This window comes from Alloalcanivorax mobilis (genome assembly GCF_002864685.1).
In the GTDB taxonomy this organism is placed as follows: Bacteria; Pseudomonadota; Gammaproteobacteria; order Pseudomonadales; family Alcanivoracaceae; genus Alloalcanivorax; species Alloalcanivorax mobilis.
Genome location: NZ_NMQZ01000007.1, coordinates 89,272 through 114,842, shown reverse-complemented (window position 1 = coordinate 114,842; position 25,571 = coordinate 89,272). Strand labels below are relative to the sequence as shown.

Sequence of the window (25,571 nt, the reverse complement as noted above, 5' to 3'; positions counted from 1 at the left end):
ATCTGGCGGGCTCGCGTCAAGCTGCGCGGCACGCCGCGCGTTTCAGGCTTCAAGCTGCAAGCTGCAAGTGGTGCGGGTGGGGCTGGACGCCGGACGCCGGACGCCGGACGCCAAGATCAAAACCCGGCGCGAAGAGCATTGCGGCTACGCAACAGCATTTTGCGCGCGCCAATCATCGGGGTGCCCGGGTTTAGCGTCCGGCGTCCGGCGTCCGGCGTCCGGCGTCTAGCCTTTTACAAAGCGCCCTCCCCTCGCACCTGTCTTTGTAGCTTGCAGCTTGAAGCTTATAGCCTGCCACCCATCTTCCTGTATCCTCCTATCATGAGCCGTCAAAACCCGCTGGTCACAAATAGGGACTGAATAAGCGGCCCTTGGTTTCTTATACTTGGCGGCCTCGAGCGATTCATCCGTTCTTGTAAGCAAACACTCACATGAACGAATTCCTGGCGCCTCGCGAGAGGCGAAAGCAAGCTCACCAAATGCGGCCGCGCGCCGCGGATTTTGGGACTGGAGAGCAATCACTATGATTTACCAAGGCAACGCCGTAAGCGTACAACTGCTTGACGACGGTATCGCCGAGCTGAAGTTCGATCTTCAGGGCGAGTCGGTCAACAAGTTCAACCGTGCCACCCTGGAAGACCTTCGCAAAGCCACCGATGCGATCAAAAGCGACGGCCAGGTGAAAGGCATCGTGGTCACCTCTGGCAAGGGCGTGTTCATCGTCGGTGCCGACATTACCGAATTCACCGAGATGTTCGCCCAGGACGAGGCGGAAATCGCCAAGTGGTCCCGCGAAGCCAACAACGTCTTCAATGCGTTTGAAGACCTGGACGTACCCAAGGTCGTGGCCATCAACGGCTTCGCCCTGGGTGGCGGCCTGGAAATGTGCCTGGCCTGCGACTTCCGTGTAATGAGCGAAGCGGCTCAGGTGGGCTTCCCGGAAGTGAAGCTGGGCATCTACCCCGGTTTCGGCGGCACCGTGCGCACCCCGCGTATCATCGGCGTGGACAACGCCATTGAGTGGATCGCCACCGGCAGCCAGAACAAAGCCGACAAGGCTCTGAAAGTGGGCATCGCTGACGCCGTGGTCAAAGCCGGCGACGAGCGTGACGCGGCCATTGATCTGGTCAAGCAATGCCTGGCCGGCAAGATCGATTTCCGCGCCAAGCGCCAGGAAAAACTGGAGCCGCTGACGCTGCCGCCGATGGAAGTGATGATGGCCTTCCAGACCGGCATGGCGATGGTCCAGCAGCAGGCCGGCAAGAACTACCCGGCGCCGGTGGAAGCGGTGAAATCCATGCAGAAAGCCGCCGGCATGAAACGCGACGAAGCGCTGGATGTGGAATCCAAGGGCTTCGCCAAGGTCGCCAAGACCCCGCAGGCGACCGCCATGGTGGGCCTGTTCCTGGCCGATCAGCAGGTCAAGAAGGTCAACGGCAAGACCGCCAAGGGCAGCCGCGAGGTGAAACACGCGGCGGTGCTGGGCGCGGGCATCATGGGCGGCGGCATCGCCTTCCAGTCCGCCCTGAAAGGCACGCCGATTGTCATGAAGGACATCGCCGACAAGGCCCTGGACCTGGGCATGAACGAAGCCTCCAAACTGCTCGCCAAGCGCGTCGGCAAGGGCAAGATGGACGCCGCCAAAATGGGCAAGACCCTGTCCATGATCCGCCCCACCCTCAGCTACGAAGACTTCAAGGGCATCGACGTGGTGGTCGAGGCGGTGGTCGAGAACCCCAAGATCAAGCAGTCCGTGCTGGCCGAGACCGAGCAGAAAGTGGACGGCGCCATCATGGCCTCCAACACTTCCACCATCTCCATCACCCGCCTGGCCGAAGCGCTCAAGAAGCCCGAGAATTTCGGCGGCATGCACTTCTTCAACCCGGTGCACATGATGCCCCTGGTGGAAGTGATCCGCGGCGAGAAGACCTCCGACGAGACCGTCGCCACCCTGGTCAACTACGCGCAGAAGATGGGCAAGAACCCGGTGGTGGTGAACGACTGCCCCGGCTTCCTGGTGAACCGCGTGCTGTTCCCCTACTTCGCCGGCTTCGGCATGCTGGTGCGCGACGGCGCCGACTTCCAGCAGGTCGATAAGGTGATGCAGAAGTTCGGCTGGCCCATGGGCCCGGCCTACCTGCTCGACGTGGTCGGCATCGACACCGGCGTGCACGCCGCCGAAGTGATGGCCGAAGGCTTCCCCGACCGCATGAAGCACGACTTCAAAGACCCGTCGGAGATCATGTTCGAAAACGAACGCTACGGTCAGAAGAACGGCATCGGCTTCTACAAGTACGAAGAAGACAAAAAAGGCCGGCCCAAGAAAGTGGTCGACGAGAAGACCTACGAGCTGATCAAGCCGATGGTCACCGGCGAAGCCAAGGAATTCGACGCCGACGACATTATTGCCCGCATGATGATCCCGATGTGCACCGAGACCGTGCGCTGCCTGGAAGACAACATCGTCGGCTCCGCCGCCGAAGCGGACATGGCGATGATCTACGGCATCGGCTTCCCTCCGTTCCGCGGTGGTCCGCTGCGTTACATCGACAGCATCGGCACCAAGGCCTTCGCCGAACTGTGCGACAAGTACGCGCACCTGGGCGCGCTCTATGAAGCGCCGCAAATGCTCAAGGACAAAGCCGCCAACGGCGAATCGTTCTTCGCGTAACGCACGGACACAGGAGTTTTAGCAATGAGTTTGAATCCGAAAGACGTGGTCATCGTGGATGCCGTGCGCACGCCGATGGGCAAAAGCCGCAACGGTATGTTCCGCAACGTGCGCGCCGAGAAGCTTTCCGCCCTGCTGATCGAAGCGCTCAAAACCCGCAACCCGAACTGGGACACCAGCCTCACCGAAGACGTGATCTGGGGCTGTGTGAACCAGACCAAGGAACAGGGCATGAACATCGCCCGCAACATCGCCATGCTCGCCGACCTGCCGCGCACCACCGCCGCGCAAACCGTCAACCGGCTGTGCGGCTCCTCCATGCAGGCCCTGCACGCCGCCAGCCAGGCGATCATGACCGGCAATGGCGAGGTGTTCGTGATCGGCGGCGTCGAGCACATGGGCCATGTGGCCATGGACCACGGCGTGGACATCAATCCGGAGCTTTCCAAGCACACCGCGAAAGCCTCCGCCATGATGGGCCTGACCGCGGAAATGCTCGGCCGCATGCACGGCATCAGCCGTGAACAGCAAGATGAATTCGGCGTGCGCTCCCACCAGAAAGCCTGGGAAGCCACCGAACAAGGCCGCTGGAAAAACGAAATCGTGCCCGTGGAAGGCCACGACGCCGACGGCCACAAAGTGCTGTGCGAAATCGACGAAACCATCCGCCCCAGCGCCAGCCTCGAAGACATGGCCAAACTGCGCCCCGTCTTCGACCCGGCCAACGGCACCGTCACCGCCGGCACCTCCTCGGCGCTCTCCGACGGCGCCTCCGCCATGCTGGTAATGAGCGCCGAACGCGCCCAGGCCCTGGGCCTCAAACCGCGCGCCAGGATCCGCAGCATGGCCGTGGCCGGCTGCGACGCCGCCATCATGGGCTACGGCCCGGTGCCGGCCACCCAGAAAGCCCTGGCCCGCGCCGGCATGACCATCGACGACATCGACTACGTCGAACTCAACGAAGCCTTCGCCGCGCAATCCCTGCCGGTACTGAAGGACCTCAAGCTGATCGACAAGATGAACGAGAAGGTCAACCTCAACGGCGGCGCCATCGCCCTCGGCCACCCCCTCGGCTGCTCCGGCGCCCGCATCACCGGCACCCTGCTCAACGTGATGGAATGGAAAGACGGCCAGATCGGTCTTGCCACCATGTGCATTGGGTTGGGTCAGGGGATTGCCACGGTGATTGAGCGGGTTTAAGTCTCCGCATTATTCACTGTTGGTGATACGAAGAAGCCCCGGCGGGTTATCCCGTCGGGGCTTCTTCATAAGTCGGGGCTCTCACATAAATCGAGGCTCTCACATAAAAAGAGTTCGCCATTAGACAGACTGCTAAACCGTTTCCTGCTTTGGCGTCCACTCAGTCGGCCAGCTCCGTCAACTGAGCCACATCACAACCAAGCACCCTGGCCCAAGAGCGCAGGGTCTCAATGTGAGGCTTATTACCCATCTTTTCAGCCTGAGCCACGGCCCCCTGGGTCACCCCCAGCTTCCCGGCCAGTTGCGCCTGAGAAAGCCCGCGATGCTTGCGCCATGCAGCCATCGGACTGATGTTTTTTTCAATCATCAGGGCCACGACCTCATGCGGAATCGTGACGCGACCATCAGCGTCAAGCAGCGCCTGATACTCATCGAACGGCACCACGGCATACAGTGGGTTGCCACTGGCATCGCGAATAATCTGAGCGCTGCCTTTTGCGACTTCAGTATGTCCGCTCATCTCGCTTTTTCACCTCTTGAACCGTGATGATCCGAACACCGTCATCCAGATCGAACAGCACCCGATAGTTACCGACCCGTAGACGGTAGCCCACCTCATGCCCCTTTAAAGCCTTGACGTTCGCCGTATTGGTTGGACAGCTATCCAGACGCTAAACAGCAGCAAGAATCGCCTTGCGCTGTTTCTCCGGCTGAATCTTCCTGAGCTGCTTAATCGCTGTTTTTGTCCAATCAATACTGTACATCCACCGTCCCTTGCCTCGCCGACTTATAATATGGTCAAAAATATAAGATATCAACATTATTATCTAATATTTTACTCTTCCTATCTCGCCCCATCAGCTCCGGCAGAAATACCATAGATTGACAATCTTTGAACTTCGCCTAGCCTTACCTTAACCCCCCTCTTTCAGGAGAGTGAGTATGCACATCTCACTGACCCCCGAACTGGAAGCCCGCATCAAGGCCAAAGTGGACAGCGGTCTTTACAACAACGCCAGCGAAGTCATCCGGGAATCTCTGCGGTTCGTGGAAACCCATGAGGAATGGATCAACGAACTCAAACTTGCTCGGCTGCGTGAACAACTGCAGGAAGGCCTGGCCCAACTGGATCAGGGCGACGGCACCCGCATCACCTCGAAAGCCGGTCTGGACGAATTGTTCGAAGACCTGAAGGCACAATGACGTTTTCCGTACTGGTCATTTCTCCCCCCGCCCGGGAGGACCTGCGCGCAATTCACCAGTACGGAATACGATATTGGGGCAAACCCCGATCCGACGACTACCTGACCGCGCTTAAAGAAATGCTCTGGTCACTCCTCGAACACCCGGAAAAGGGCAAAGCGCGGTCAGAATTCCCCGGTGAGATCCGCAGCCTGCCGGCGTCCAGCCATGTCATCTTCTACCGGATACAGCGGAAACAACTGGAGATCATTCGGGTTCTGCACGTCAGGCAGGATGTTATCTGGCACCTTTAATTAACGCCGTTAATCTCACCTTGATACCCACCCCAGGCGAGTAGCGTCGCCGACCAGTGCCAATCCGCAGGTAAACCAATTCTCTCCACTCCCCGTCAACAACAACCGTTCCCGCGCCCTTGTCATCCCCACATAAAGCAACCGCACCTCATGCTCCAGATGTTCTTCGTCGTCCTTCAGCCCACCCAAGCCCGCCAGCACCACGGTGTCGAACTCAAGGCCCTTGCTGCTTTGCCGGGTGAGCAGCGCTACACAGTCCGCGTTGGCGTCGTAGCGTTTCTTGTCGGCGGCGGTTTTCAACCAGGCGCAGGGTACGCCAGTGGCTTTCAGGGCCCGTTGCAGTCCTTCCGCCTGCCAGTGGTGGCCGTAGATCACCGCAATGTTGTTCAGCGGCTTGCCTTGCTTGTGCCATTTGGCGATGCAGCGGGCGATGTAGTGGGCTTCGTCGTTGAAGTTGTCGAACTTGCGGAACTGCGGCGGCGGGCCGCTGTTGCCGGCGACTTCGGGGGCGATCAGGGGGATGTGGTCGTCGTCGGCGTCCTGGGCTTGCAGGACGTCCTTGGCGAAGTCGTAGGCGAAGCTGAGGATTTCGCGGGTGTTGCGGTAGTTGAGTTTGAGAATGGTGGTGCGGCCGCGGGCCTGGATGCCGGCGCTGGAGAGCGGGAATGTCAGGTTGCGCTTCTTATAGATGGATTGGGCGTCGTCGTAGAGCAGCAACAGGGAGTTGGTGTTCGGGTCGATCATCTGCACGATGAGCTTGAGCCATTCCTCTTAGAAGTCGTGTCCTTCATCGATCATCACGGCGCTGTATTGGGCGCGGGGTATCTGACCTTTGTCGACGCCCTGGATAACGCTTTCTACTTCCCGTTCCCAGTAGGGGGCGGTGCCGGGGATCAGGTCGGCGTGGTAGGTTTTAAGCTGCTGGCCGCACCATTCGTGGAAGTGGTGGACCCGCACTTTCTCCTCGATGCCCTTTTCGGCGATAAAGCTGCGCAGCCTGGCGGCGAGGGTAATATTGAAGCACAGCACCAGGATCGGTTTGCTGACGGCCCGGGCCAGGTGCAGGCAGCGGTAGCCGAGGATCAGGGTTTTGCCGGAGCCGGCGACGCCGTGGATCACGCGGTGGCCGTCGCCCATGCTTTTCGCCAGTTGTTCCTGTTGCAGGTCCATGACGCGGACGATGTCGGGAATGATCTCCTGGCGGGCGGGCCGCTCACCGGCTTCGTTGTCTCCGTCGTCATCGGCGAACAGGTCCTGCTGCGGGGCGTTGATGCGCACTTCCGGGAAGAGTTGCCAGCGGATGCGGTCGATCTGTGGCAGGGTGAGTTTGTCGCCGAAGGTGTATTCGAACATGCTCCAGAGGCGCGCCTGAAAGGCTTCCGGGTCGGCGGTGGTGGTCATTTCGTCACGGCAAATCAGCCGGTGGGCGGGCAACACCCGCTCTTGAACCAGTTCGGGAACGGCTTCGTTCCATTGCTTGCGGGTGATGTTGGGAAACACCACGCCGTAGCCGTAAGGAAAACTCAAGCGCCCCTTAAAGCGCCCCTCTTTACGCACCAGCTGTTGGTCGCGCTGCAATTGATTGATGGCGACGTAGGCACATTGACGCACTTGTTCCAAAGGGTTACTGACGGTCTGCCGGCCGCTGTGGGTGTCCAGTTCGACGCTTTGCGAGGTGATGCTTTTGAGGGTGTCCAGCTTCCAGTCCTTGACCTCCAGAAACAGCAGGCCCCGGCCGGGGTGCAGGATAATAAAATCGGGATAGCGCTGCTTCCGGCCAACGGGGATGTCGTACCAGACGGTGTAGTCGTCTTCGAGCAGGCTTTCCAGGCGCTGGCCGAGGCGGCGTTCGCCGGGGGTCATCTTGCGGATGGTGCTGAGGCTGGGGATTACCGTTGCCATAGGGAGCGCCCCCGGCGGCCGTCAGGACGGCAGGCAGGCGGTCGAAGCGCCATAACAAACGGGTATTCGCTCTTACAATCGGACATCCCTTCCCCCAAAGGCTCTGTTTCACGCCGTGCCTCTCCGGGCCGGCGGGTTCTTTTTCTGTGTCGTTTTTTTGTGATTCTTTTTTGTGATACAGGTCCGAATTTACCCGGAAGACGAATGCGGATGCAAGGCAAAGGGGATAGGAACGGAAATCGGGGATCGGGAACCGGCGCGGTGGCGCAGGAGAAACAAGGCGCGCCGGCCGGCGCGCCTTTAAGACGATTAGAGATCCAGGGGAAGGAACGTGTGCGTCTCGCCTTGGCGATCTTCGTGGACGTGCTGCCAGGTGGCGTTCACGGTCGGCTCGTCGCCGCTCAGATCAATGGTGGCATCGACCAGGTAGCCGGCCATGGACAGCCCCAGCAGGTGGAGCGTGCGCCCTTCGGTGCCCACTACCTCGGTGATGGCGATCCCACTGTACTCCATGTCGTTTTCGGACTGCTTCGAAGGCGGGCCGCCCTCAAAGTCGCTGAAGGACGCCCCGTCTATGCCGTTATCCTCGTTACGTCCGATGATAAACCGCGCTTCGTTGTCCTCACCGATGCCGATCGCCAAGGGCAGCAAGGCAGCGAACTCGTCGACCAGGTCCTGATCGTAGACCGGATCGAACGCCACGCTACGAACCGCTTCGAAACGTGGAGCGGCATCGTCGTCTGAGCTGCCCGACGCCTGGCCGTCCGCCATGCTGGCTTCGATTAAAAAGGTGGCGCCGGTACTGCCATCGCTGCCATCGAGGCCATCGATCTTGAAGTCGCTGCCCTCGCCGGTGGTGCTCAGCCAGTCGTTCTCCTCGTCGAAGCCCGTGGCCGCATATTTTCCGTAGGCAGTTTTATTACTGCCGTAAACCGCGCCTTCCCGGGTGACCATGAAGATCATGTCGGTTTGCGTGTTGTCCTGGTAACTCACCGTGCCGTGATAAAGGCCGGCATTGGTCAGGTAGAGCGCCAGGGCGACATGGTTCTGCGCGTCACCTTCGGGCACCAGCGCGAAAGGCCCACCTGGCAGATCCTGGGTGAGCATTTCCAGGGTGGAGGCGACCGCGGTTTCGAAAGCGGTCGGGTCTTGGGCGAAGTCGATGGCCAGGCCCAGCTCCAGGTGGGAGGCCGGATCAATCTGAATGCCGTTACCGAGATCCTGGTCAGCGTCCAGGCTGATCAGGAAGCGGCTGATATTAATCACCGTGTTGTCGTTCTGGTCGGCGCCTTCGCCGGCCAGGTCCGCCGGGGTAATGAACAGCGTATTTCCGTTCAGCACCGCCTCACCCAATCCGATGTCTCCGACCAGGAAGCGCACCGTCGCCCCTGCCGGGCAGGTCAAACTGCCTTGGGTTTCCGTGACCTTGGTGTTGCCGCCCCCATCACAGGTGTAGTGCAGGCCGGTCACGGCGTTGTCCACGAAGTGGGCGGAGTGTGGGGCGGCGGCACCGCCATCGCCCCCGGAGCCGCCGGAACCACCACAACCAGTCAACGCCAGGATCGCGGCCACGGCCGCCCCGGCAAAGGTATATCGCTTCATTATTTTTTCCCCAGGCAAAAGATGATCAACGCACCGTCCTTTTTCTTTTGCGACCTTATAGGGCCTCGAAAAAGTGACGGCGGTAGCGGCAACAGTCTAAGGCGAGCCGGGCTAAAAGTCGCGGCCTGGTACGCATATACAAAGTGACGCGCTTCACGCACGCGCAGAGAGCGTGTCGGCCCTGGGAAGCCTCTGAAAAACCCCTTGCACGCTCAGGCTTTCAGGCTGGCGCGACCTGAAGCGCACATCTGCTGCGCCCTGCCTTTCGGAAAGGGAACTACCCTGTCCGTCGAGACAAGAACGCTTCAGGCCACGCTGAGCATGTAAGCAGTTTTTCAGAGGCCCCTAGCTTTCGTCCGGAATCTCCGGATCCACCAGCTGTGCCAGCTGGATTAGCGATTCCTGCCAGCCCTGGTAGCAGAATTCCGCCGGAATCACTTCGGGCACGCCTTCCTGCACCACGGTCAGTTCGGTGCCGCAGAGCACTTCCTTGAGGGTCACGGTGACGTGCATTTCGCCGGGGAGGTTGGGGTCGTCAAAACGGTCGGTGTAGCGGATGCACTGGTTGGGGGTCAATTCCACGTAGGTGCCGCCGAACGAGTGGCTGGCGCCGCTGGTGAAGTTGGTGAACGACATGCGGTAGCCGCCGCCTTCGCGCACGTCGCTTTCGTGCAGGGTGGCGGTGAAGCCAAAGGGCGGCAGCCATTTGACCCTGGCGGCCGGGTCGAGAAAGGCACGGTAGACGCGTTCGGGGCTGCCGCCCAGTACGCGGTGCAAGCGGATGGTGTGGTCGGGCATGGTGTTCTCCTGTCGGGTTGGGTTCACCGGATGGTCGATGGGCCGTGTTTCGATTCGACATCCGGCGCGAGCGCCGGCCACTTTTCTTTTCAGGGCGTCGCTTCTTCGTGCCAATTCATCATAAAAACTGATTTAACTCCGGTGATATATCGTCTTCTTTATCGCCTGTTTCGATTATAGAGTGGCTGCATTCCCGGTCGGCGATATTGCCGACCCTTAACCAGCCCGAGGAGGCGACCATGATCGAGCGGCGTGCTTTCAACCAACTGGGCGGTGCCCACCACGGCTGGCTGGACACCAAACACCACTTTTCCTTCGCCGGGTACCACGATCCGAAGCGCATGCATTGGGGCGATCTGCGGGTGTGGAACGATGACACCATCGCGCCGCACACCGGGTTCGCGCCGCATTCGCACCGGGATATGGAGATCATCACCTACGTGCGTGAGGGAGCGATCACTCACCAGGACAACCTGGGCAATAAGGGCCGCACCGAGGCCGGCGATGTGCAGGTGATGTCCGCGGGCACCGGGATTACTCATGCCGAGTACAACCTGGAGGACACGCCGACGCGGATTTTCCAGATCTGGATCATCCCCAACGCCACCGGCCTGCCGCCCACCTGGGGCAGCCGGCCGTTCCCGACAGCCAACCAGGACAGCGGCTTCAAGGTGCTGGCCAGTGGCTACCCGGGTGACAGTGATGCTCTGCCGATTCAGGCGGATGGCCGGGTGGCGGCGGTGTCATTGAGCGCCGGGCAGGAAGCCACCTACACGCTGGAAGCGGGCCGCAAAGCCTATCTGGTGCCGGCCAAGGGGCGCGTGCGGGTTAACGGCGTGCTCACCGAGGCCGGGGATGGGCTGGCAATCGAGGACGAACGAGAACTGCTTGTCCGCGCCGAATCCGACAGCGAAATCGTGCTGGTGGACGTGGCTTGACTCTTTGCGGGCTCACGGCAGCCCCGTCATTTCCATGACGGGGCTTTTACGTTTCCTAAAGGTGGACTCTCCGCACCCGGTCTTATACGTTGCGTTCCGTTGAAGGCATCTTTGGCCGGCCTGGGAGAGCCACTTCATGAACCTTTATTATCGCGAGGAGCGCCTGTGCGGCCAGCAATCCGGTAACGGCAGGCCGCGGGGCTGGCTGGAACGGCTGACGTCGCCCGTGCGGCCGGGGGAGCTGGAAGAGGCGTTTCCCTTAAGCGAGATCAATGCGGTGCTGTACAACCGGCACAACTCGATCGGCTGTTCGGTAAAGGCGCCGTTGGGGAATGTGATGTGGCGAAACGAGGCATTGTGGTACACGCTGCCGTGCCAGGTGGGCGCCTATATTCCACGGCATCTTGCCTTCACCGATGGGCGCCGGGATGTGTATCTGGTGGTGATTGGCGGCGCTTGCGAACCGCGGCTCTGGCCGGACAGTCGTGAGCGGAACCGATCGCCGGATCAGTGGTTTTCCCATCGCCCGCTTGTGCGTCGAGGGGATTTTCTGGCGCTCAAGGAAAGCTTCGCGGCGCTGGTGGCCCATGTCCGTAAAGAGGACCGGTTAGCCGATCAATAAATTGCGCCGCACCGCTCTCAATATCTGCTTCAGCGTCAGAATCATCGCCAAAGGATAGTGCGGGGAGTCTGTTTGTCTTAGCCGACGTCGATCCGGAAGTCGCTTTGCAAGGCCCGCCAGTGGGTCCGCAGCGACCTCTTGTGCTGATCATCCATCGGCAGTTCTTTCAAAGCGGGCCCCCATAAAGTGCGTGCCTTATCCATTACGTCCGTCAGTTGCGGTCGAATCGCCCGCCAGGGCACATCCGCGTTCTTCGCCCACGTTTCGAAATGGCCCAGGGTCACATCACGCCAGGATTTTATTTTCCCCAGGTTGAGGGCGAAATGAGTTTCGCCGTCGATGTAGGCCCGGGTAGTCACGACGTCATAGGCGGGCGAGAGCGTCGGCGTGATGCGATCCGCATAAAGCAGACTCCAGTTCTTCAGGTGAGCGTCGCCATTGGCCAATAGGATATTGATCAGCAGACGCCGCGCGAACTGTTGAACGTCCATCAATGCGTCGCCGGAATACTGATACAGGATACGGCCGATCTGTTCGTAATTAGCCGATCCGTATTTTTCATGAGGATACCTGCTCAACACCTGGGCGAAATCTTCCATGTGCACGCGCTGCCCTGCCCGGCGGTCAAACCGACGGATCGCGAAGGCCACGTTTTCGGCGGGCAGATTGATGTCCGGCAGATTGTCGAGTCGATCCAGATCAAGCAGGCGGATCTCGGGAATCGCAATGCCGGCCAGGGACGCCAGAGTCATGGCGGTATATTCGTTCTCGGGCACTCGACGGTGACTGGTGGAAGGCGTTTTGATGATCCAGTCGCCAAGCTCATCGCCAACCGCCAGATTGTAGCGGCCGTCTTTCTCTTTCATGGAGAACTTCATCTGTATGCCGGCCAGTGAAAACTTTTGTGCGCCATCCCAGCCATCAATACGCGCCGGCGTGGCCTGACCCAACATCGGCAATAACGCCTTCGGCAGTTCATCAGGCTCCGCCGGCTCGGCGAGCAGCGCGCCAGGCAAGTCGCCACCGAGATAGGCCAGCAGTTCGAACTCGTTATCCGGGTGCACTTTCAGTGCCTGGGCAATAAAGACGCGTAACGCACCCTCGGGCAACAAGTTGGACAACACCGGATGAAGCCGCTGCTTTTTCGACCAGGGGACGGAAAGCAGTTTCTCCGCGCGGGGAAACGATGGATGGGTAACCAGGCTAAAGGTGGGCCGGAGCGGGTCTTCGCGGAAAGCACGATCAAAAATCAGAGTATTTCGACCATTTTGGAAGCCGGTCAGATGGCCCACCAGCCTGCCTTGCAGGGTAAGCCTCAATACTCGAGCCGCGGCGCCGCTCATTGCTCGTCCCCCAACAACCCAGCCCAGGGGTCGTCGACCAGCGATGACGCCTCTTCATCGCCGTAGTTCGGCTCATCGCTTTCCCGAATTATCGACACCTTGTCCGCCAGCACTGCCTCAATCAGAGCCAGCTTTTCGCGGGGAATAAGCATAATCTCGCTGTTCAGCCCCTTGGCGACCAATTCCAGGGTCGCCAATCGCGGGTTTCCCCCGGCTTCCAGGCGCTGGTATTGCTGGCGTGACATTCCCACGCGCAACCCCATATCCCGCTGCCGTAAACCCAAGGCCTTGCGGCGCTGTTTCAACCGCTGCAGTAGATCGATCATAAAGCGTTTAATAAGTTGCCTTTAATGTAAAAAGCAGCCTATCAGGCTTTGTTATCGCATAAAAGAAACAAATACGGTGCTTATAGGCTGCCAGGGAGAGCATCCCACCAAAAGCGCCTTATTTATTGCTGTTTGGTGTGCGTATCGTCACGCCACACCCTGGCTGCGCAGGTAGTCATCGTAGCTGCCGTGGAAATCGACGATGCCGGTGGGGGTCAGCTCGATGATGCGGGTGGCCAGGGACGAGACGAACTCCCGGTCGTGGCTGACGAACAGCAAGGTGCCCGGGTAGTTTTCCAGTGCCAGGTTCAGCGACTCGATGGATTCCATGTCCAGGTGGTTGGTGGGTTCGTCGAGCAGCAGGATGTTGGGGCGCTGCAGCATGATCTTGCCGAACAGCATGCGGCCCTGCTCGCCGCCGGAGATCACCTTGACGGATTTATTGATGTCGTTGGCGGAGAACAGCAGGCGGCCCAGGGTGCCGCGAATGATCTGTTCGTCGTCGCTGGGTTTGCCCCATTGCTGCATCCAGTCGAACAGTTTGGTGTCCTGTTCGAAGTCGGCGGCGTGGTCCTGGGCGTAGTAGCCGATGGCACAGTTCTCGGACCATTTGATCTCACCGGCGCTGGGGGTTTCGTCGCCGATCAGGCAGCGCATCAGGGTGGATTTGCCGACCCCGTTGGGGCCGATGATGGCGATGCGCTCGCCCACTTCCACGCGCAGGTCGAGGCCGGAGAACAGCTCTTCGTCGAAGCGCTTGGCCAGCCCTTTTACTTCCAGGGCGTTGCGGAACAGCTTTTTATCCTGCTCGAAAATAATGTACGGGTTCTGGCGGCTGGAAGGTTTGATCTCTTCCAGTTTGATCTTGTCGATCTGCTTGGCCCGCGAGGTCGCCTGTTTGGATTTGGAGGCGTTGGCGGAGAAGCGGCTGACGAACGCTTTGAGGTCGGCGATTTGCGCCTTTTTCTTGGCGTTGTCGCTTTGCATGCGCTCGCGCGCCTGGGTGGAGGCGGTCATGTACTCGTCGTAATTGCCCGGGTAGAGGCGCAGTTCACCGAAGTCCAGGTCCGCCATGTGCGTGCACACGCTGTTCAGGAAGTGACGGTCGTGGGAAATGATGATCATGGTGCAGTTGCGCTGGTTGAGCACGTCTTCCAGCCAGCGGATGGTGTTGATGTCCAGGTTGTTGGTGGGCTCATCCAGCAACATGATGTCCGGGTCCGCGAACAGCACCTGGGCGAGCAGCACCCGCAGTTTCCAGCCCGGCGCGATCTCGCTCATCGGCCCGAAGTGCTGCTCCACCGGAATGCCAACGCCGATCAGCAGATCGCCAGCGCGGGATTCGGCGGTGTAGCCGTCCATTTCGGCGAAATCCGCTTCCAGCTCACCGGCGCGGATGCCGTCCGCTTCGCTCATTTCTTCCTTGGCGTAGATGGCGTCGCGTTCTTCTTTCACCTTCCACAGTTCGTCGTGGCCCATGATCACGGTGTCCACCACCGAGTACTGCTCGTAGGCGAACTGGTCCTGACGCAGCTTGCCGATGCGCTCGTCGGTGTCTTTGGACACGTTGCCGGAGGACGGGACCAGATCGCCGCCAAGAATCTTCATAAAGGTGGACTTACCGGAGCCGTTGGCGCCGATCAGGCCGTAGCGGTTGCCGTCGCCGAATTTCACGGAAACGTTTTCGAACAGCGGCTTGGCGCCGAACTGCATGGTGATGTTGGCGGTGGTCAGCAAGGTTATCTACCGAATCAGGGGGAAGTGGCGGGCGGGTTGCGGCGCGGATTATGGCACACACCCGGGGCGCGGGTCACACAGAAGGCCGGTCGGCGGGTCGCCGACGGTAAGCAGGGTATGACAAGGGTATGACGAGGCGATGGAAAGAACCGACCCGGTTCCGGAAACGCCCCCCAAGGGCGTTGCAAGAGCCCCGGCCGGGTCGGCCCCCGGGGCTTCAGCTTGATTTCAGGTGGGCGCCTCGCAGATGAAGTCGATGGTTTGCGCGGGCAGCACCCGGGAGATCAGCGCGTACAGCGTGGGATCGTATTCGGCCAGCTCCTCGCGGGTGTTGATGCTGTTGTGAATGCCGTTCGGCGGATCGGATTCCAGGTTGGCGTTGTACCAGTCCTGCACCCCTTCGGCCCAGTATTCCTCCACGTTGAGGGCGGCGTAGGTGTTCTCGAACAGGCCCTGGTCGAGGGCGTTCTGGTAGGCGTCGTCGAGCGCGTCGAGAAAATCCGGCTCCATGTCGGCCAGCGCCATGGACACAATCGAATGGGAAAACTCATGAATAAAGATGTCCTCACCATCGTAAGGGTCTTCGCTCGAGCCGTAACACAGCAGGTTTTCCTCGGCGCCGCTGGACACGGGAATGTAGGGGGTGGCCCCCAGGCCGCGTGAGCGCTCATCCCAGGTCATGCCGCCCTCGAGCGGAAATTCCTGATCCAGGTTGGCGTATTCCGGTATTTGGGTAATGCCTTCGTCGTTCGCCACCACCACCACCCGGGTGCCGTTGTCGACCATCCTGGCGAGCAGATCCTGGCGCATCAGGGTCATGTCCACGACCCGGTACCAAGCCTCGATCAATGCCTGTGGGGAAACCTGGGCACCGCCGAGAATCGGCATGCCGCTGGCGTCGCAGTACTGGGTGTAATACGGGTCCAGATTCAGGGAAGCCGGCGGCGTGCCGGGCTGACATTCAATGTCATCAAAGGTCACCACGGTGAACTGCCAGGACGCTTCGGCCAGGGTCTCGTCATCCTGGTTCTGAATATCCCCGTTCAGAGTGACGGTGTAGGTCTGGCCATCCACCAACGGCGCTTCCGGCGTAAAGCTCACCACCGACGAATCCTCACTGAAGCTGAACGTTCCCGGTACCGGGTTGACCCCAGCGGTCACCGCAAAACTCAGCGAGTCCACGGAATCCCGGTCCACCGGCTGGTTGAAGATCGCGGTGACCGGGAACCCGTCCAATTGGTTGGCGCCGTCCGGCGGGCTGCTGGAGCGCAGGCTGAAGCCGGAAGGCTGATCCGGGTCGCCGTTGTCCTGGTCGTCACCGCCCGGGTCGTTATCGCCATTGTCGCCACCATTGTCGCCACCGTTATCGCCACCATTGTCGCTGCCGTTGTCGGGGCCAGCGCCGGCGCCACCATCATGGTCGCCGCCATCATCATTACAGGCCACCAATCCCAGCAGTAGGGCTGCAAGCCAAAAGGTTCTTGCGTTCATAGGTTGTCTCCTTGATGAGGGCACCGCGACGGCACCCGTCGTTCCGCTTCCCATGGTCACGGCAAGACCTTTGCTCCACATCCCTCGTTAGTATGAATCTCGGCGTTGGCCATCTGTGATTTAATGGGCGGAAAACGGCGTTGAGGAGAGCCTTCGTGCACGTTCTCGTGGTCGACGATCATCAATTGTTTCTGGATGGCATCCGGCATCTGCTGATGCGTCTGGAACAGACCGTGCGCATTACCGAGGCGACCCAGGCGGACGCGGCGATGCGCGCGCTGGAGGCCGGGGCCGAGTTCGACCTGGTATTGATTGATCTGTGCATGCCGGGCATGGATGGCCTGGCGGTGTTGCGCGGCATCAACGAGCGCAAGTTGCGTTTGCCGGTGGTGGTGGTGTCCGGCGAGCAGGACCCGTACAGAATCCGGGCGGTGCTCGACCAGGGGGCACTGGGTTTTATCCCGAAAAGCGTCGGCGGAGAGGAGATGCTGGCCGCACTGCGCAGCGTTCTGGACGGAGACATCTACCTGCCGCCACGCCTGGAACAGCAGATCAGCCGGCTTGGCACGCGGCGCCCTCCGGATGAAGCGTTCGACAATCCGGCGTTACGGGAATGCGGCATCACCAAGCGGCAGTATCAGGTGCTGACACTGATGGCCGAAGGCTATTCCAACAAGCAAATCGCCGATACCCTGTTCCTTACCGAGCACACCGTGAAATCACACGTGGCCAGCCTGTTCGCCATTCTGATGGCCAGCAACCGCACCGGCTGCGTTCAGAACGCGGTGAAACGGGGCGTGCTGACTCTCGAGCACGGCGCTCAACCGGAAGCCGGGCCGCGCGGCAGATAGTCGTGAATCACGGTGCGCAATTGCGCCGGGCGCAACGGCTTCTGCAATACCTCATAACCACTGGCGCGGGCCTCGCGCAACACCCGCGCATCGGTGTCCCCGGTAATCAGTACGCCCGGCAGAGCCTCGCCGAAATGCCGGCGCAGCGTGTTGATGGCGGCAATGCCGCTGTCGCCGTCGCGCAGGCGCAGATCCGAGAGCACCAGCTCCGGGCTCAGAGCGCTCTGGCGCAGCCTGGTCAGCGCCGCCATCACGCTTTCCGCCACGATCACCCGGCACCCCCATTTGCCGAGCATGGTTTGCATGGCGTCGAGAATCTCCTGTTCATCGTCAATCACCACCACATTGCGGCCGCTCAAATCCCAACTGTGCCCGCCCGAGCCGGCTACTTGCTCCACCACCCGGGCCGGGTCGCCACGCGCCACCGACACGCCGAACACGCTGCCCCGGCCGGGCACGGAAGCCAGCGTCAACGGCAACGCCAACAGATCGCAAAGGCGCCGCACCAGGGCCAGCCCCAAACCCAGCCCCTGGGCACGATCCCGGTGCGGGTTCCCCAGTTGCAGGAACTCCATGAAGATGTCTTCGTGGTGAGCGGCATCGATGCCCTCGCCGGTGTCCCAGACTTGCAACAGTATCCGCCCTGCTCGCTGTCGCGCGGTGATCAAGATCCCTCCGGAATGGGTGTAGCGCACCGCGTTACCCACCAGGTTGCGCAACACTCGCTCCAGCAACAGGCGGTCGCAGTCGGCCACCACGGGCCGCGCATGCACGGTTAAGCGGATGCCCTTGGCGGCGGCGGCCTGCTCGAACTCAGCGGCCAGGGTGGTGAGCATGGCGGGCACATCGAAGGCGCTGTATTCGGGTTCCACCGCGTTGGCGTCCAGGCGGGATACGTCCAGCAGGGCGTCGAATAACTTGCACAACGCTTCCAGCGACATCTGAACCCGCTCGAACAGCGCCTCGCGCTCGGCTTCGTCACGGGTTTCCTTGAGCACGCCGACAAACAGCGACAAAGCATGCAGGGGCTGGCGCAGATCATGGCTGGCGGCGGCCAGAAAGCGCGATTTGGCAAGCGTTGCCCGTTGCGCTTCGCCGCTCTTCGCTTCCAGAGCCAGTGACATGGCGTGGCTCTCATAACGCAGGCGGATCTGTTCACGCAACGAGCGGTTGAGAATCCTGGCGAACCTGACCCCGGCCAGAAACACCCATCCCATGCTCAGCGCCAGCAGCCAGTAAAGCGGTTGGGCCTGGGCCGCGAACGCCAGCGCCAGCGCCAGACCGAGCAGAATCGGTCCCGCGTATACGGCGAACAACGGTTTGCAATAATGGGCCGGCACCACATTGCCGATTGCCAGCACCAGCGCGATGGTGATCACAAAAATATGATGCTCGGTGGTTCCATACGGGTACATGAGGCAAAAAGCGCCGCCCCACAATGCACCCAGATAAAGGCGGCTGAAAATCAGCCGCCGCTGCCAGGGCGCCACCTCACGGTAGCCCACGCGGCGGCTCTGATACCGTTTCGCCAGGCCACTCTGGTAAACCACCCCCGCCAGCATCGCGATGCCCCAGCCCAGCAGCCAGAACGACGGCACCCGCTGGTAGTGGGCAACGGCCACCATCAACACCACCGCCACCTTGGCCAGCAGGCCGCCCCCGGACATGCCCATAAAGCGGCTGATCGCCTCATGGGTGATACGCGCTTCCAACTCCGCGCCTTCGACACCGGGCGGCATCGTCGCTGCATTGTTCATTTGAGTTGTTCCCCTGGCGTCAGCGCCGCGCGCTGGCCACCCCTGGTGCCGTCGCCGCCGCGCTTGCAGGGCGAGCCGCTTTATTCTTGAGGGCGCGGCCTCAAGGCAGAAGTTCCACCACGATCGCCTGTTGAACCTGCCTGGCCGGCTGGCCGCCCTTCGATTGATCGGTATAGGTGAACCCGCCTACCAGATTGCGGCCCGGTTCCAGGTGCAGGCTGGTGTTCATGCGTCGGCGGGTTTCGACTTCTTTATCCCGTTCGAGCTGGGCGATATCCAGGTCGTAAAGATCCGGCCCGCGACGTTGGATATCGATGTCATAGCCGCCACCGGAGTAAAGCCATTGGGTTTGCCGTTCGCTGTGTCGCAAGCGGACCAGCACGGTCACGGTATCGCCGGCGGTCTCCCGGCTCACCGAGATCCCCCTGCCTTCGCCCGGCTCACTGGGGAAAACACCCAGCAAATAGCCGCCCAAAGCGACCAGCGTGGCGATCACCAGAAGCAGCAGCGGCCATCGGAACGATTTCATTCAGCCTCTCCGTTTGCCGAAAAGCGGCGCAAACCCGCCCGCCCCACAGAGTGCCGCGCCGCGCACCACCCGGCAACCATAAAAAAGGCCCGCGTTCCGCGGGCCTCAGCAGGCTGCCAAAGGCAGTAACAAATCAGCGCTGTCGTATCGGAAAAGAAATCGCTTTAAAGGTGAATGCCGCACTCGGTTTTGCTGTTGCCCTGCCAGCGACCCTCGCGGCCCTCGCCTTTCCAGGTGCAGTGGCTGCAACCGATCGAGTGGTAGCCTTCTTTCACCATCGGGTGAAACGGCAGGTCGTGGGTCTCGATGTACTCGTCACGCTGTTCGCGGGTGACGTCGATCATCGGGTTGAATTTGATCATGCCACGACGCTCTTCGAAGATTTCCAGGCCGGCGCGATGCTCGGTCTGCCAGCTCATCAGGCTGGAAATCCAGAGATCGTAATTTTCCTTGGCCTCTTCGAGCGGGGTCACCTTATTGACCTGGCAGCACAGATCCGGGTCGGTGCGCCACATTTCGTTGTCCTGGGACACCTGATGGTGCTGAGGATCCGGTTTCACATCGATCACATTAAGATTGAAGCGCTCCACCAGGTAATCCTTGTACTTCAGTGTCGCGTCGAAGTGATAGCCGGTGTCGATAAAGTGCACCTTCTGCTCGGGGCGGATGGTCGAGATGATGTGCAGAAAGTACGCTGAGGTGGCGGCGAACGACGACGTCACCATCACCTTGGCCGGGTTGAAATCCTGGTAAACGCGACGGATGCGCTCTTCAAAACCCAGCGGCGCATAAATGCGGTTGAGATCGGCGATGGCGTCCCGGGACAGCCCGGCGCTGTTGTCGCCTACTCGTGTAATCAGCTGCGCGTTACCCATATCGTTGGTCCACCTCAGGATCGAAATGCGATTTGAGACGCCATGATAAGGGCGTTCCACAGCATATAAAGAAATATATGGTGATAGTTTTATACGTAAATTGAATATGCGATGAACAGCAATTCCGGAACTTGGCGGCTGCCATCTGTCCCACTTATCGGGAGCGCATTGGAGATCGCCTCCCCTTTAGTCGTCATCCAAGGAGTTTTTTATGAAAAAGCGCGCACTTACATTGTCCGCCTTGCTGATCGCCGCCAGCGGTGCCGCCATGGCCCAAAGCAGCCCGCCGGAACGCCAGGCGCCCACGCCCCCTCAGAGCAGCAACCCCCAGGCCCGCCAGGCGCCCATGCCGCAATCTTCGGATATTTCCGACGATGAGGTAGAAAAATTCGCCGAAGCCCAGGGCAAAGTGCAGGACATCAAAGGCAGCTACCAGGAAAAGGTGCAAGCCAACGCCAAGGAACCGGAAAAGGCCATGCAGATTCAACAGCAGGCCCAGCAAGAGATGGTGCAGGCGGTCAAGGACACCGGCCTGGAGGTTCAGAAATACAACCAGATCGCGCAATTGGCTCAATACGACACCGACCTGCGGGAGCGCATCGAAGACAGCCGCTAAACCACGGCCGTCCACAACTCACGGAACAAACGCAATCAACGCCGGGGACCAGCCCGGCGTTTTTTATGCCCCTAACCCCGAAAACTGAACACCTATCCCCCCTTGCACGATATTTCCATTTTTCACCGCCCCTTACCCTTTGATATCAATAATTATTCCCATTAGCATCTGATTCCTTCCCGGGGCTCGGTCAGGACACGGTTGCGTTGGACAAAAAAGCAAAGGCCCGCTGGCTGAAGCGGTTTCACCAATGGCACTGGATCAGTTCCGCAGTGTGCCTGGTGAGCATGATTCTGTTCAGCGTCACCGGTATCACACTCAATCATGCCGGCGCCATCGCCGCCGAGCCGGTGATCACCGAACGTACCCTGGCGCTGCCCGAGCCGGTCAGCGCCGCCCTCGCCGGCGTTGACCAAGGCCCTTTGCCGGCCCGGGTGCGGCAATGGCTGGAGCGTGAGTTGCCCATCGACGCCGATGCGGGCGAGCCGGAATGGTCGCCTTCAGAGGTGTATCTGGCCCTGCCCCGCGCCGGTGGCGATGCCTGGCTGGCGATTGATCGCCAACGCCATGAAGTGCTTTACGAAGCCACCGATCGCGGCTGGATCGCCCTGCTCAACGACCTGCACAAGGGTCGCGATACCGGCCCGGTCTGGCGCTGGTTTATCGATATTTTCGCCGCCGCCACTCTGGTGTTCGCTCTAACCGGTCTGGTGCTGATGAGTCTGCACGCCAAACGGCGCCCGGCCACCTGGCCGGTCACCGCCCTCGGGCTGGTGCTGCCCTGGCTGCTGATTGCCCTGTTCGTTCATTGAAGGAGACGCAGATGACACACCGGTGGTTGAGCTCCGTACTGCTGGCGCCGTTATTGATCGGCGCCGGCCCCGTCACGGCGGCGGGTCTGGCCGTGGACCTGGAGGTGCCCAGATTGCGCGTGGCCGAATACCACGCCCCCTATGTGGCGTTCTGGATTGAGCGCGAGGACCACACCGTGGCAGCGCCCTTGGGGCTGTGGTACGACGACCAGGAAAAATGGCTCAAGGATTTGCGCCAGTGGTGGCGCCGCACCGGCCGCGGCCAGAGTGCCCCTTACGACGGCCTCACCGGCGCGACCCGCTCACCGGGCACCCACCGGGCGGATTTCACCGGGTTGCCCGCGCTCACTACCCTGCCCGCCGGTGACTATCAACTGGTGGTGGAAGCCGCCCGTGAAGTCGGTGGCCGGGAAGTGGTGCGCCTGCCGTTCCATTGGCCGGTGCAACAGGCCGATACCGTGACCGTCACCGGCAGTCAGGAACTGGGCGACGTGACGCTCACCCTGACGCCTTAACCGCCTTTTCTTCAGGAGCTTGCCCATGAAACCGTCTTCCATCGCTGCCGCTCTGCTGGCGCTGCTGGTTCTCACCCCCGCCGCCCAGGCCCACAAACGCTGGTTGCTGCCCAGCCACACGGTGGTCTCCGAGGCCCAGTGGATCACCGTGGACACCAGTTCCTCCAACGACATCTTCTTCGTTGATAAGCCTTTCCCGCTGCAGGGCCTGAGCGTCACCGGCCCGGACGGCAAGCCGGCTGCCACCGACAATCTGCTGCAAGGCCATCGCCGCAGTGTGTTTGACGTGAACCTGGCGGCGCCGGGAACCTACCGCATCACCCTGATGCGTCCGCTCACCGTGGCGATCTACGAACTCAATGGCGAACGCCAGCACCAGCGCGGCCAGGACCCGCAAAGCCTGCGCAACGCGCTGCCCAAGGGCGCCAGCAAGATGCGGCTGGCCGAGGTCACCAGTCACCTGGAAACCTTCGCCACCGTGGGCGCACCCAGCGACACCGCGCTCAAACCCACCAACAAGGGACTGGAACTGGTGCCGGCGACCCATCCCAATGATCTGTACGCCGGGGAAACCGCCCGCTTCCGCTTTCTGATGGAAGGCAAACCCGCCGCCGGCATCGAGGTCAGCGTGATGCCAGAGGGCACCCGCTATCGCGACCAGCAACAAGAGTGGACGGTGAAAGGCGACGACAACGGCGAAATCAGCCTGACCTGGCCGCGCGCCGGCCGTTATTACCTGGAAGCGACCTACAGCGATGAACTCGCCGCGCACCCGGATGTCGATAACCGCCGCATTCAATACATGGGCACCTTCGAAGTGCTGCCGCTGTAGCCCGCCGCCACGACGATTGATCGAATAAATGGTGGTCACCTCGCCACTGAGCCGGTGGCGAGCACGCCGGCCAGCGGCTAATGTGAAGGGTCACTGGACGAACCTGACTTCGAGGAGGATGTTTATGCGCCGTTTTCTGATTGCCCTGCTCAGCCTTGCCGCCGTTGGCCCCGCCACCGCGCTGGCCGCCCCCACCGAATACACCCTGGACCCGGGCCACACCCAGGTGCGGTTTTCCTGGAGCCACTTTGGTTTCTCGGTGCCCGAGGCCAATTTCAACGAGATCAGAGGCACCATCAAGGCGGACCCCGACGCGCCGGAAAACGCCACCCTGGACGTCACCATTCCGGTCGCGGGCCTCGACACCCACGTGCCGCTGCTCAACGAACATCTGCTCAATAAACCAGAGTTCTTCAAGGCCGAGGCGCACCCGAACATCACTTTTAAAAGCAACCAGATCCGCAACATCAGCGAAGACAAAAAGCACTTCGATGTGGTCGGTATCCTGACCGTGAACGGCATCAGCAATCAGGTGGTGCTCGCCACCACCGTCAATAAAGTGGGCGAGCACCCGATGTACGACGGCGCGCCCGCCGCCGGCTTTAACGCCACCACCACCATCAAACGCTCCGATTACGGCATGAAAGCCTACGTGCCGGCGGTCAGCGACGAGCTGCAGGTGCGCATCACCGCCGAGGCCATCGACGCCGACGCCTACGCCAAGAAGATCGCCGCCGAGCAGAAAGCCGCCGAGCAACCGACCAAGCAACCCGCCGAGCAACCCGCCAAGCAACAATAAGCCCCTTCAACCGCGCGCGCGGGGCGCTCCGCCGCCCCGCGCCGTCCCGCCCCGGAAAGTCCGTGCATTACGCGTAAAAATCCCGTATAGTCTTGCGCCCCTCGCCCCTGCTGGCCCCGCGCCAGTCTACTGAAAGGTCCACGCATGTCCCAAAGCCCTTCCGGGTTCGCCGATCTAGGCCTGCCCGCGTCCCTGCTGGACGCCGTTGCCCAACTCGGTTTCCAGACCCCTTCGCCGATCCAGGCGCAAAGCATTCCCGTGTTGCTGGAAGGCCGTGACCTTCTTGGTCAGGCGCAAACCGGCACCGGCAAGACCGCCGCGTTCGGCCTGCCGCTGCTGGCCCGGCTCGACCCGGCCAAACGGCATCCGCAAATGCTGGTGCTGGCCCCCACCCGGGAGCTCGCCCTGCAGGTTGCCGCGGCACTGGAATCCTTTGTTGGCAAGGGCATGGGCCTGCGCGTGGCGGCGATTTACGGCGGCGGCGAATACCGCACCCAGTTGCGCGCGCTCAGCGATGGCGCCCAGGTGGTGGTCGGCACGCCGGGACGGATGATGGACCACATTGAGCGCGGCACCCTGAAACTGGACGGCCTGCGCGCTCTGGTGCTCGATGAAGCCGACGAAATGCTGCGCATGGGCTTTATCGACGACGTGCGCTGGGTGCTCAAACGCACCCCCTCCAGCTGTCAGTTGGCCCTGTTCTCCGCGACCATGCCGTCGGTGATCCGCACCGTCGCCGAGGAGCACCTTAAAGACCCGGTGACGATCCGCATCGACGCCGGCGCCAGCGCCACCGCCGAGCACATTCGTCAGCGCTTCTGGCCGGTCGCCGGCCTGCATAAACAAGACGCCCTGTGCCGCATCCTGGAAGCCGAGGAACACGATGGCGTGATCGTCTTCGCGCGCACCAAACAGGCTACCGTGGAGCTGGCCGAACAGCTCCAGCGCCGTGGCCTGCGCGCCGAGGCGATCAATGGCGACATGCCGCAAAACCAGCGCGAAGCCACCGTGGCACGCCTCAAAAACGAGCGCATTGACCTGCTGGTGGCCACCGACGTGGTCGCCCGTGGCCTGGACGTGCCCCGGGTCAGCCACGTGTTCAACTACGACATGCCCATGGACACCGAAGCGTACGTCCATCGGATCGGCCGCACCGGCCGCGCCGGCCGCGCCGGCGAGGCGATTCTGTTCGTCTCGCGCCGCGAACAGGGCATGTTGCGCTCCATTGAACGTGCCACCGGGCAAAAACTGGAAAGCATGGAACTGCCGTCCACCGAGGCGCTTAACCAGGCTCGCTTGAAGCGCTTCCAGGAGCGTCTCGGCCAGGCCATGGAGCATCGCGAAGTGGAGAACAACCAGGCGTTGGTGCTGCGCATGGCCGAGCAGATGGAGCTGGAACCCGCGCAACTGGCCGCCGCGCTGGCGACGTTGCTGTTCCAGAAAGAGCCGCTGTTTCTCAAGGAAGTACCGGCGACCAAACCGGCGCGCGAACGCTCCGACCGCCATGAACGCGCCGATCGGGGTGATCGCAAGGGCAAGAAAGGCCCGCGCATGGACAGCAAAAAACCGAACGTGCCGATGCGCACCTACCGCGTCAGCGTGGGTCAGGCTCATGGCGTGCGCCCGGGCAATCTGGTGGGCGCCATCGCCAACGAAGCCGGCCTGTCCAGCGCCATGATCGGTGCCATCCGCATTCACCAGGATCACAGCACCGTGGCGTTGCCGGAAACGCTCAGCGCCAAGCAACTTCACCAACTGCGTACCGCCCGCGTGTGCCAGCAGGCGCTGGGGCTGGAAGCGGTTTAATCGGGGGCGCCACGGCGCCGCCGATGGCCGGCCTGGCGGGAGAACCGCCCACT

The 25,571-nt window shown here is 61.3% G+C and carries 25 protein-coding genes; 13 read left to right on the top strand and 12 right to left on the bottom strand.

Annotation, left to right across the window (positions count from 1 at the left end; all coding sequences use genetic code 11):
- Positions 1-523 precede the first annotated feature (523 nt).
- Together fadB and fadA are read left to right on the top strand one after the other, a co-directional pair.
- A complete protein-coding gene (fadB, locus tag CGS25_RS06235; RefSeq protein ID WP_101674948.1) occupies positions 524-2,671 on the top strand; it encodes a fatty acid oxidation complex subunit alpha FadB in 2,148 nt (715 codons plus the stop codon).
- A gap of 24 nt (positions 2,672-2,695) precedes the next feature.
- Positions 2,696-3,871: an acetyl-CoA C-acyltransferase FadA gene (fadA, locus tag CGS25_RS06230; RefSeq protein WP_089031568.1), complete on the top strand. Its 1,176-nt coding sequence runs from the start codon at positions 2,696-2,698 to the stop codon at positions 3,869-3,871.
- Between the two features lie 160 nt (positions 3,872-4,031).
- On the opposite strand, the gene CGS25_RS06225 is transcribed toward fadA, so the two are convergent.
- Positions 4,032-4,391, bottom strand: coding sequence for a helix-turn-helix domain-containing protein (locus tag CGS25_RS06225; protein WP_089031567.1), 360 nt, complete (start codon positions 4,389-4,391; stop codon positions 4,032-4,034).
- Between the two features lie 422 nt (positions 4,392-4,813).
- On the opposite strand from CGS25_RS06225, the gene CGS25_RS06215 reads away from it, so the two are divergent.
- Entirely contained in the window at positions 4,814-5,074 is a 261-nt protein-coding gene (locus tag CGS25_RS06215; protein WP_089031565.1) for a type II toxin-antitoxin system ParD family antitoxin, read from the top strand.
- On the top strand, positions 5,071-5,367 hold the full coding sequence (locus tag CGS25_RS06210; RefSeq protein ID WP_101674947.1) for a type II toxin-antitoxin system RelE/ParE family toxin: 297 nt from the start codon (positions 5,071-5,073) through the stop codon (positions 5,365-5,367). The genes CGS25_RS06215 and CGS25_RS06210 overlap by 4 nt, the downstream gene beginning before the upstream one ends.
- 15 nt (positions 5,368-5,382) lie before the next feature.
- Here the strand turns inward: CGS25_RS06210 and CGS25_RS19190 are convergent, their stop codons facing one another.
- From CGS25_RS19190 to CGS25_RS06195, 4 genes are all read right to left on the bottom strand, one after another.
- Positions 5,383-6,111, bottom strand: coding sequence for a 3'-5' exonuclease (locus tag CGS25_RS19190; RefSeq protein WP_232802286.1), 729 nt, complete (start codon positions 6,109-6,111; stop codon positions 5,383-5,385).
- Positions 6,112-6,138: 27 nt separating this feature from the next.
- A complete protein-coding gene (locus tag CGS25_RS19185) occupies positions 6,139-7,269 on the bottom strand; it encodes a nuclease-related domain-containing DEAD/DEAH box helicase (protein WP_232802285.1) in 1,131 nt (376 codons plus the stop codon).
- A gap of 309 nt (positions 7,270-7,578) precedes the next feature.
- Positions 7,579-8,871, bottom strand: a complete 1,293-nt coding sequence (locus CGS25_RS06200; protein WP_101674946.1) for a hypothetical protein — start codon at positions 8,869-8,871, stop codon at positions 7,579-7,581.
- Positions 8,872-9,216: 345 nt separating this feature from the next.
- Positions 9,217-9,669 (bottom strand): SRPBCC family protein, encoded by a 453-nt coding sequence (locus tag CGS25_RS06195; RefSeq protein ID WP_101674945.1) that lies wholly within the window; start codon positions 9,667-9,669, stop codon positions 9,217-9,219.
- A 239-nt stretch (positions 9,670-9,908) separates the two neighbouring features.
- On the opposite strand from CGS25_RS06195, the gene CGS25_RS06190 reads away from it, so the two are divergent.
- The gene (locus tag CGS25_RS06190) at positions 9,909-10,607 is read left to right on the top strand and encodes a pirin family protein (RefSeq protein WP_101674944.1); all 699 of its coding nucleotides are present in this window, start codon (positions 9,909-9,911) and stop codon (positions 10,605-10,607) included.
- Between the two features lie 136 nt (positions 10,608-10,743).
- Positions 10,744-11,229, top strand: a complete 486-nt coding sequence (locus CGS25_RS06185) for a hypothetical protein (protein ID WP_089031559.1) — start codon at positions 10,744-10,746, stop codon at positions 11,227-11,229.
- Positions 11,230-11,306: 77 nt separating this feature from the next.
- On the opposite strand, the gene CGS25_RS06180 is transcribed toward CGS25_RS06185, so the two are convergent.
- The 4 genes from CGS25_RS06180 to CGS25_RS06165 form a co-directional block, all read right to left on the bottom strand.
- Positions 11,307-12,572: a type II toxin-antitoxin system HipA family toxin gene (locus CGS25_RS06180; RefSeq protein WP_101674943.1), complete on the bottom strand. Its 1,266-nt coding sequence runs from the start codon at positions 12,570-12,572 to the stop codon at positions 11,307-11,309.
- Positions 12,569-12,898 (bottom strand): helix-turn-helix domain-containing protein, encoded by a 330-nt coding sequence (locus CGS25_RS06175; protein WP_101674942.1) that lies wholly within the window; start codon positions 12,896-12,898, stop codon positions 12,569-12,571. Before CGS25_RS06175 ends, CGS25_RS06180 begins: the two co-directional genes overlap by 4 nt.
- Positions 12,899-13,045: 147 nt before the next feature.
- The gene (locus tag CGS25_RS06170; RefSeq protein WP_101674941.1) at positions 13,046-14,635 is read right to left on the bottom strand and encodes an ABC-F family ATPase; all 1,590 of its coding nucleotides are present in this window, start codon (positions 14,633-14,635) and stop codon (positions 13,046-13,048) included.
- A 228-nt stretch (positions 14,636-14,863) separates the two neighbouring features.
- Complete coding sequence (locus CGS25_RS06165) at positions 14,864-16,126, bottom strand: Ig-like domain-containing protein (protein ID WP_101674940.1); 1,263 nt, start codon at positions 16,124-16,126, stop codon at positions 14,864-14,866.
- Positions 16,127-16,281: 155 nt separating this feature from the next.
- On the opposite strand from CGS25_RS06165, the gene CGS25_RS06160 reads away from it, so the two are divergent.
- Positions 16,282-16,977, top strand: a complete 696-nt coding sequence (locus tag CGS25_RS06160) for a response regulator (protein WP_101674939.1) — start codon at positions 16,282-16,284, stop codon at positions 16,975-16,977.
- On the opposite strand, the gene CGS25_RS06155 is transcribed toward CGS25_RS06160, so the two are convergent.
- The 3 genes from CGS25_RS06155 to CGS25_RS06145 form a co-directional block, all read right to left on the bottom strand.
- The gene (locus tag CGS25_RS06155) at positions 16,947-18,734 is read right to left on the bottom strand and encodes an ATP-binding response regulator (RefSeq protein WP_101674938.1); all 1,788 of its coding nucleotides are present in this window, start codon (positions 18,732-18,734) and stop codon (positions 16,947-16,949) included. The genes CGS25_RS06160 and CGS25_RS06155 overlap by 31 nt on opposite strands.
- A gap of 100 nt (positions 18,735-18,834) precedes the next feature.
- Positions 18,835-19,263: a hypothetical protein gene (locus tag CGS25_RS06150; RefSeq protein WP_101674937.1), complete on the bottom strand. Its 429-nt coding sequence runs from the start codon at positions 19,261-19,263 to the stop codon at positions 18,835-18,837.
- 164 nt (positions 19,264-19,427) lie between these two features.
- Entirely contained in the window at positions 19,428-20,138 is a 711-nt protein-coding gene (locus tag CGS25_RS06145; RefSeq protein ID WP_089031551.1) for a phosphoadenylyl-sulfate reductase, read from the bottom strand.
- 211 nt (positions 20,139-20,349) lie between these two features.
- Here CGS25_RS06145 and CGS25_RS06140 point away from each other — a divergent pair, with 211 nt between their 5' ends.
- The 6 genes from CGS25_RS06140 to CGS25_RS06115 all read left to right on the top strand — a co-directional run bounded on the left by CGS25_RS06140 (position 20,350) and on the right by CGS25_RS06115 (position 25,518).
- Positions 20,350-20,754, top strand: coding sequence for a DUF4168 domain-containing protein (locus CGS25_RS06140; RefSeq protein ID WP_089031550.1), 405 nt, complete (start codon positions 20,350-20,352; stop codon positions 20,752-20,754).
- 206 nt (positions 20,755-20,960) lie between these two features.
- Positions 20,961-21,566, top strand: coding sequence for a PepSY-associated TM helix domain-containing protein (locus CGS25_RS06135; protein ID WP_101674936.1), 606 nt, complete (start codon positions 20,961-20,963; stop codon positions 21,564-21,566).
- Between the two features lie 11 nt (positions 21,567-21,577).
- Positions 21,578-22,081, top strand: a complete 504-nt coding sequence (locus CGS25_RS06130) for a DUF2271 domain-containing protein (RefSeq protein WP_101674935.1) — start codon at positions 21,578-21,580, stop codon at positions 22,079-22,081.
- Positions 22,082-22,106: 25 nt separating this feature from the next.
- Positions 22,107-22,913: a DUF4198 domain-containing protein gene (locus CGS25_RS06125; RefSeq protein ID WP_101674934.1), complete on the top strand. Its 807-nt coding sequence runs from the start codon at positions 22,107-22,109 to the stop codon at positions 22,911-22,913.
- 124 nt (positions 22,914-23,037) lie between these two features.
- Positions 23,038-23,712: a YceI family protein gene (locus CGS25_RS06120; RefSeq protein ID WP_101674933.1), complete on the top strand. Its 675-nt coding sequence runs from the start codon at positions 23,038-23,040 to the stop codon at positions 23,710-23,712.
- A 144-nt stretch (positions 23,713-23,856) separates the two neighbouring features.
- Positions 23,857-25,518, top strand: a complete 1,662-nt coding sequence (locus CGS25_RS06115; protein WP_101674932.1) for a DEAD/DEAH box helicase — start codon at positions 23,857-23,859, stop codon at positions 25,516-25,518.
- Positions 25,519-25,571 lie beyond the last annotated feature (53 nt).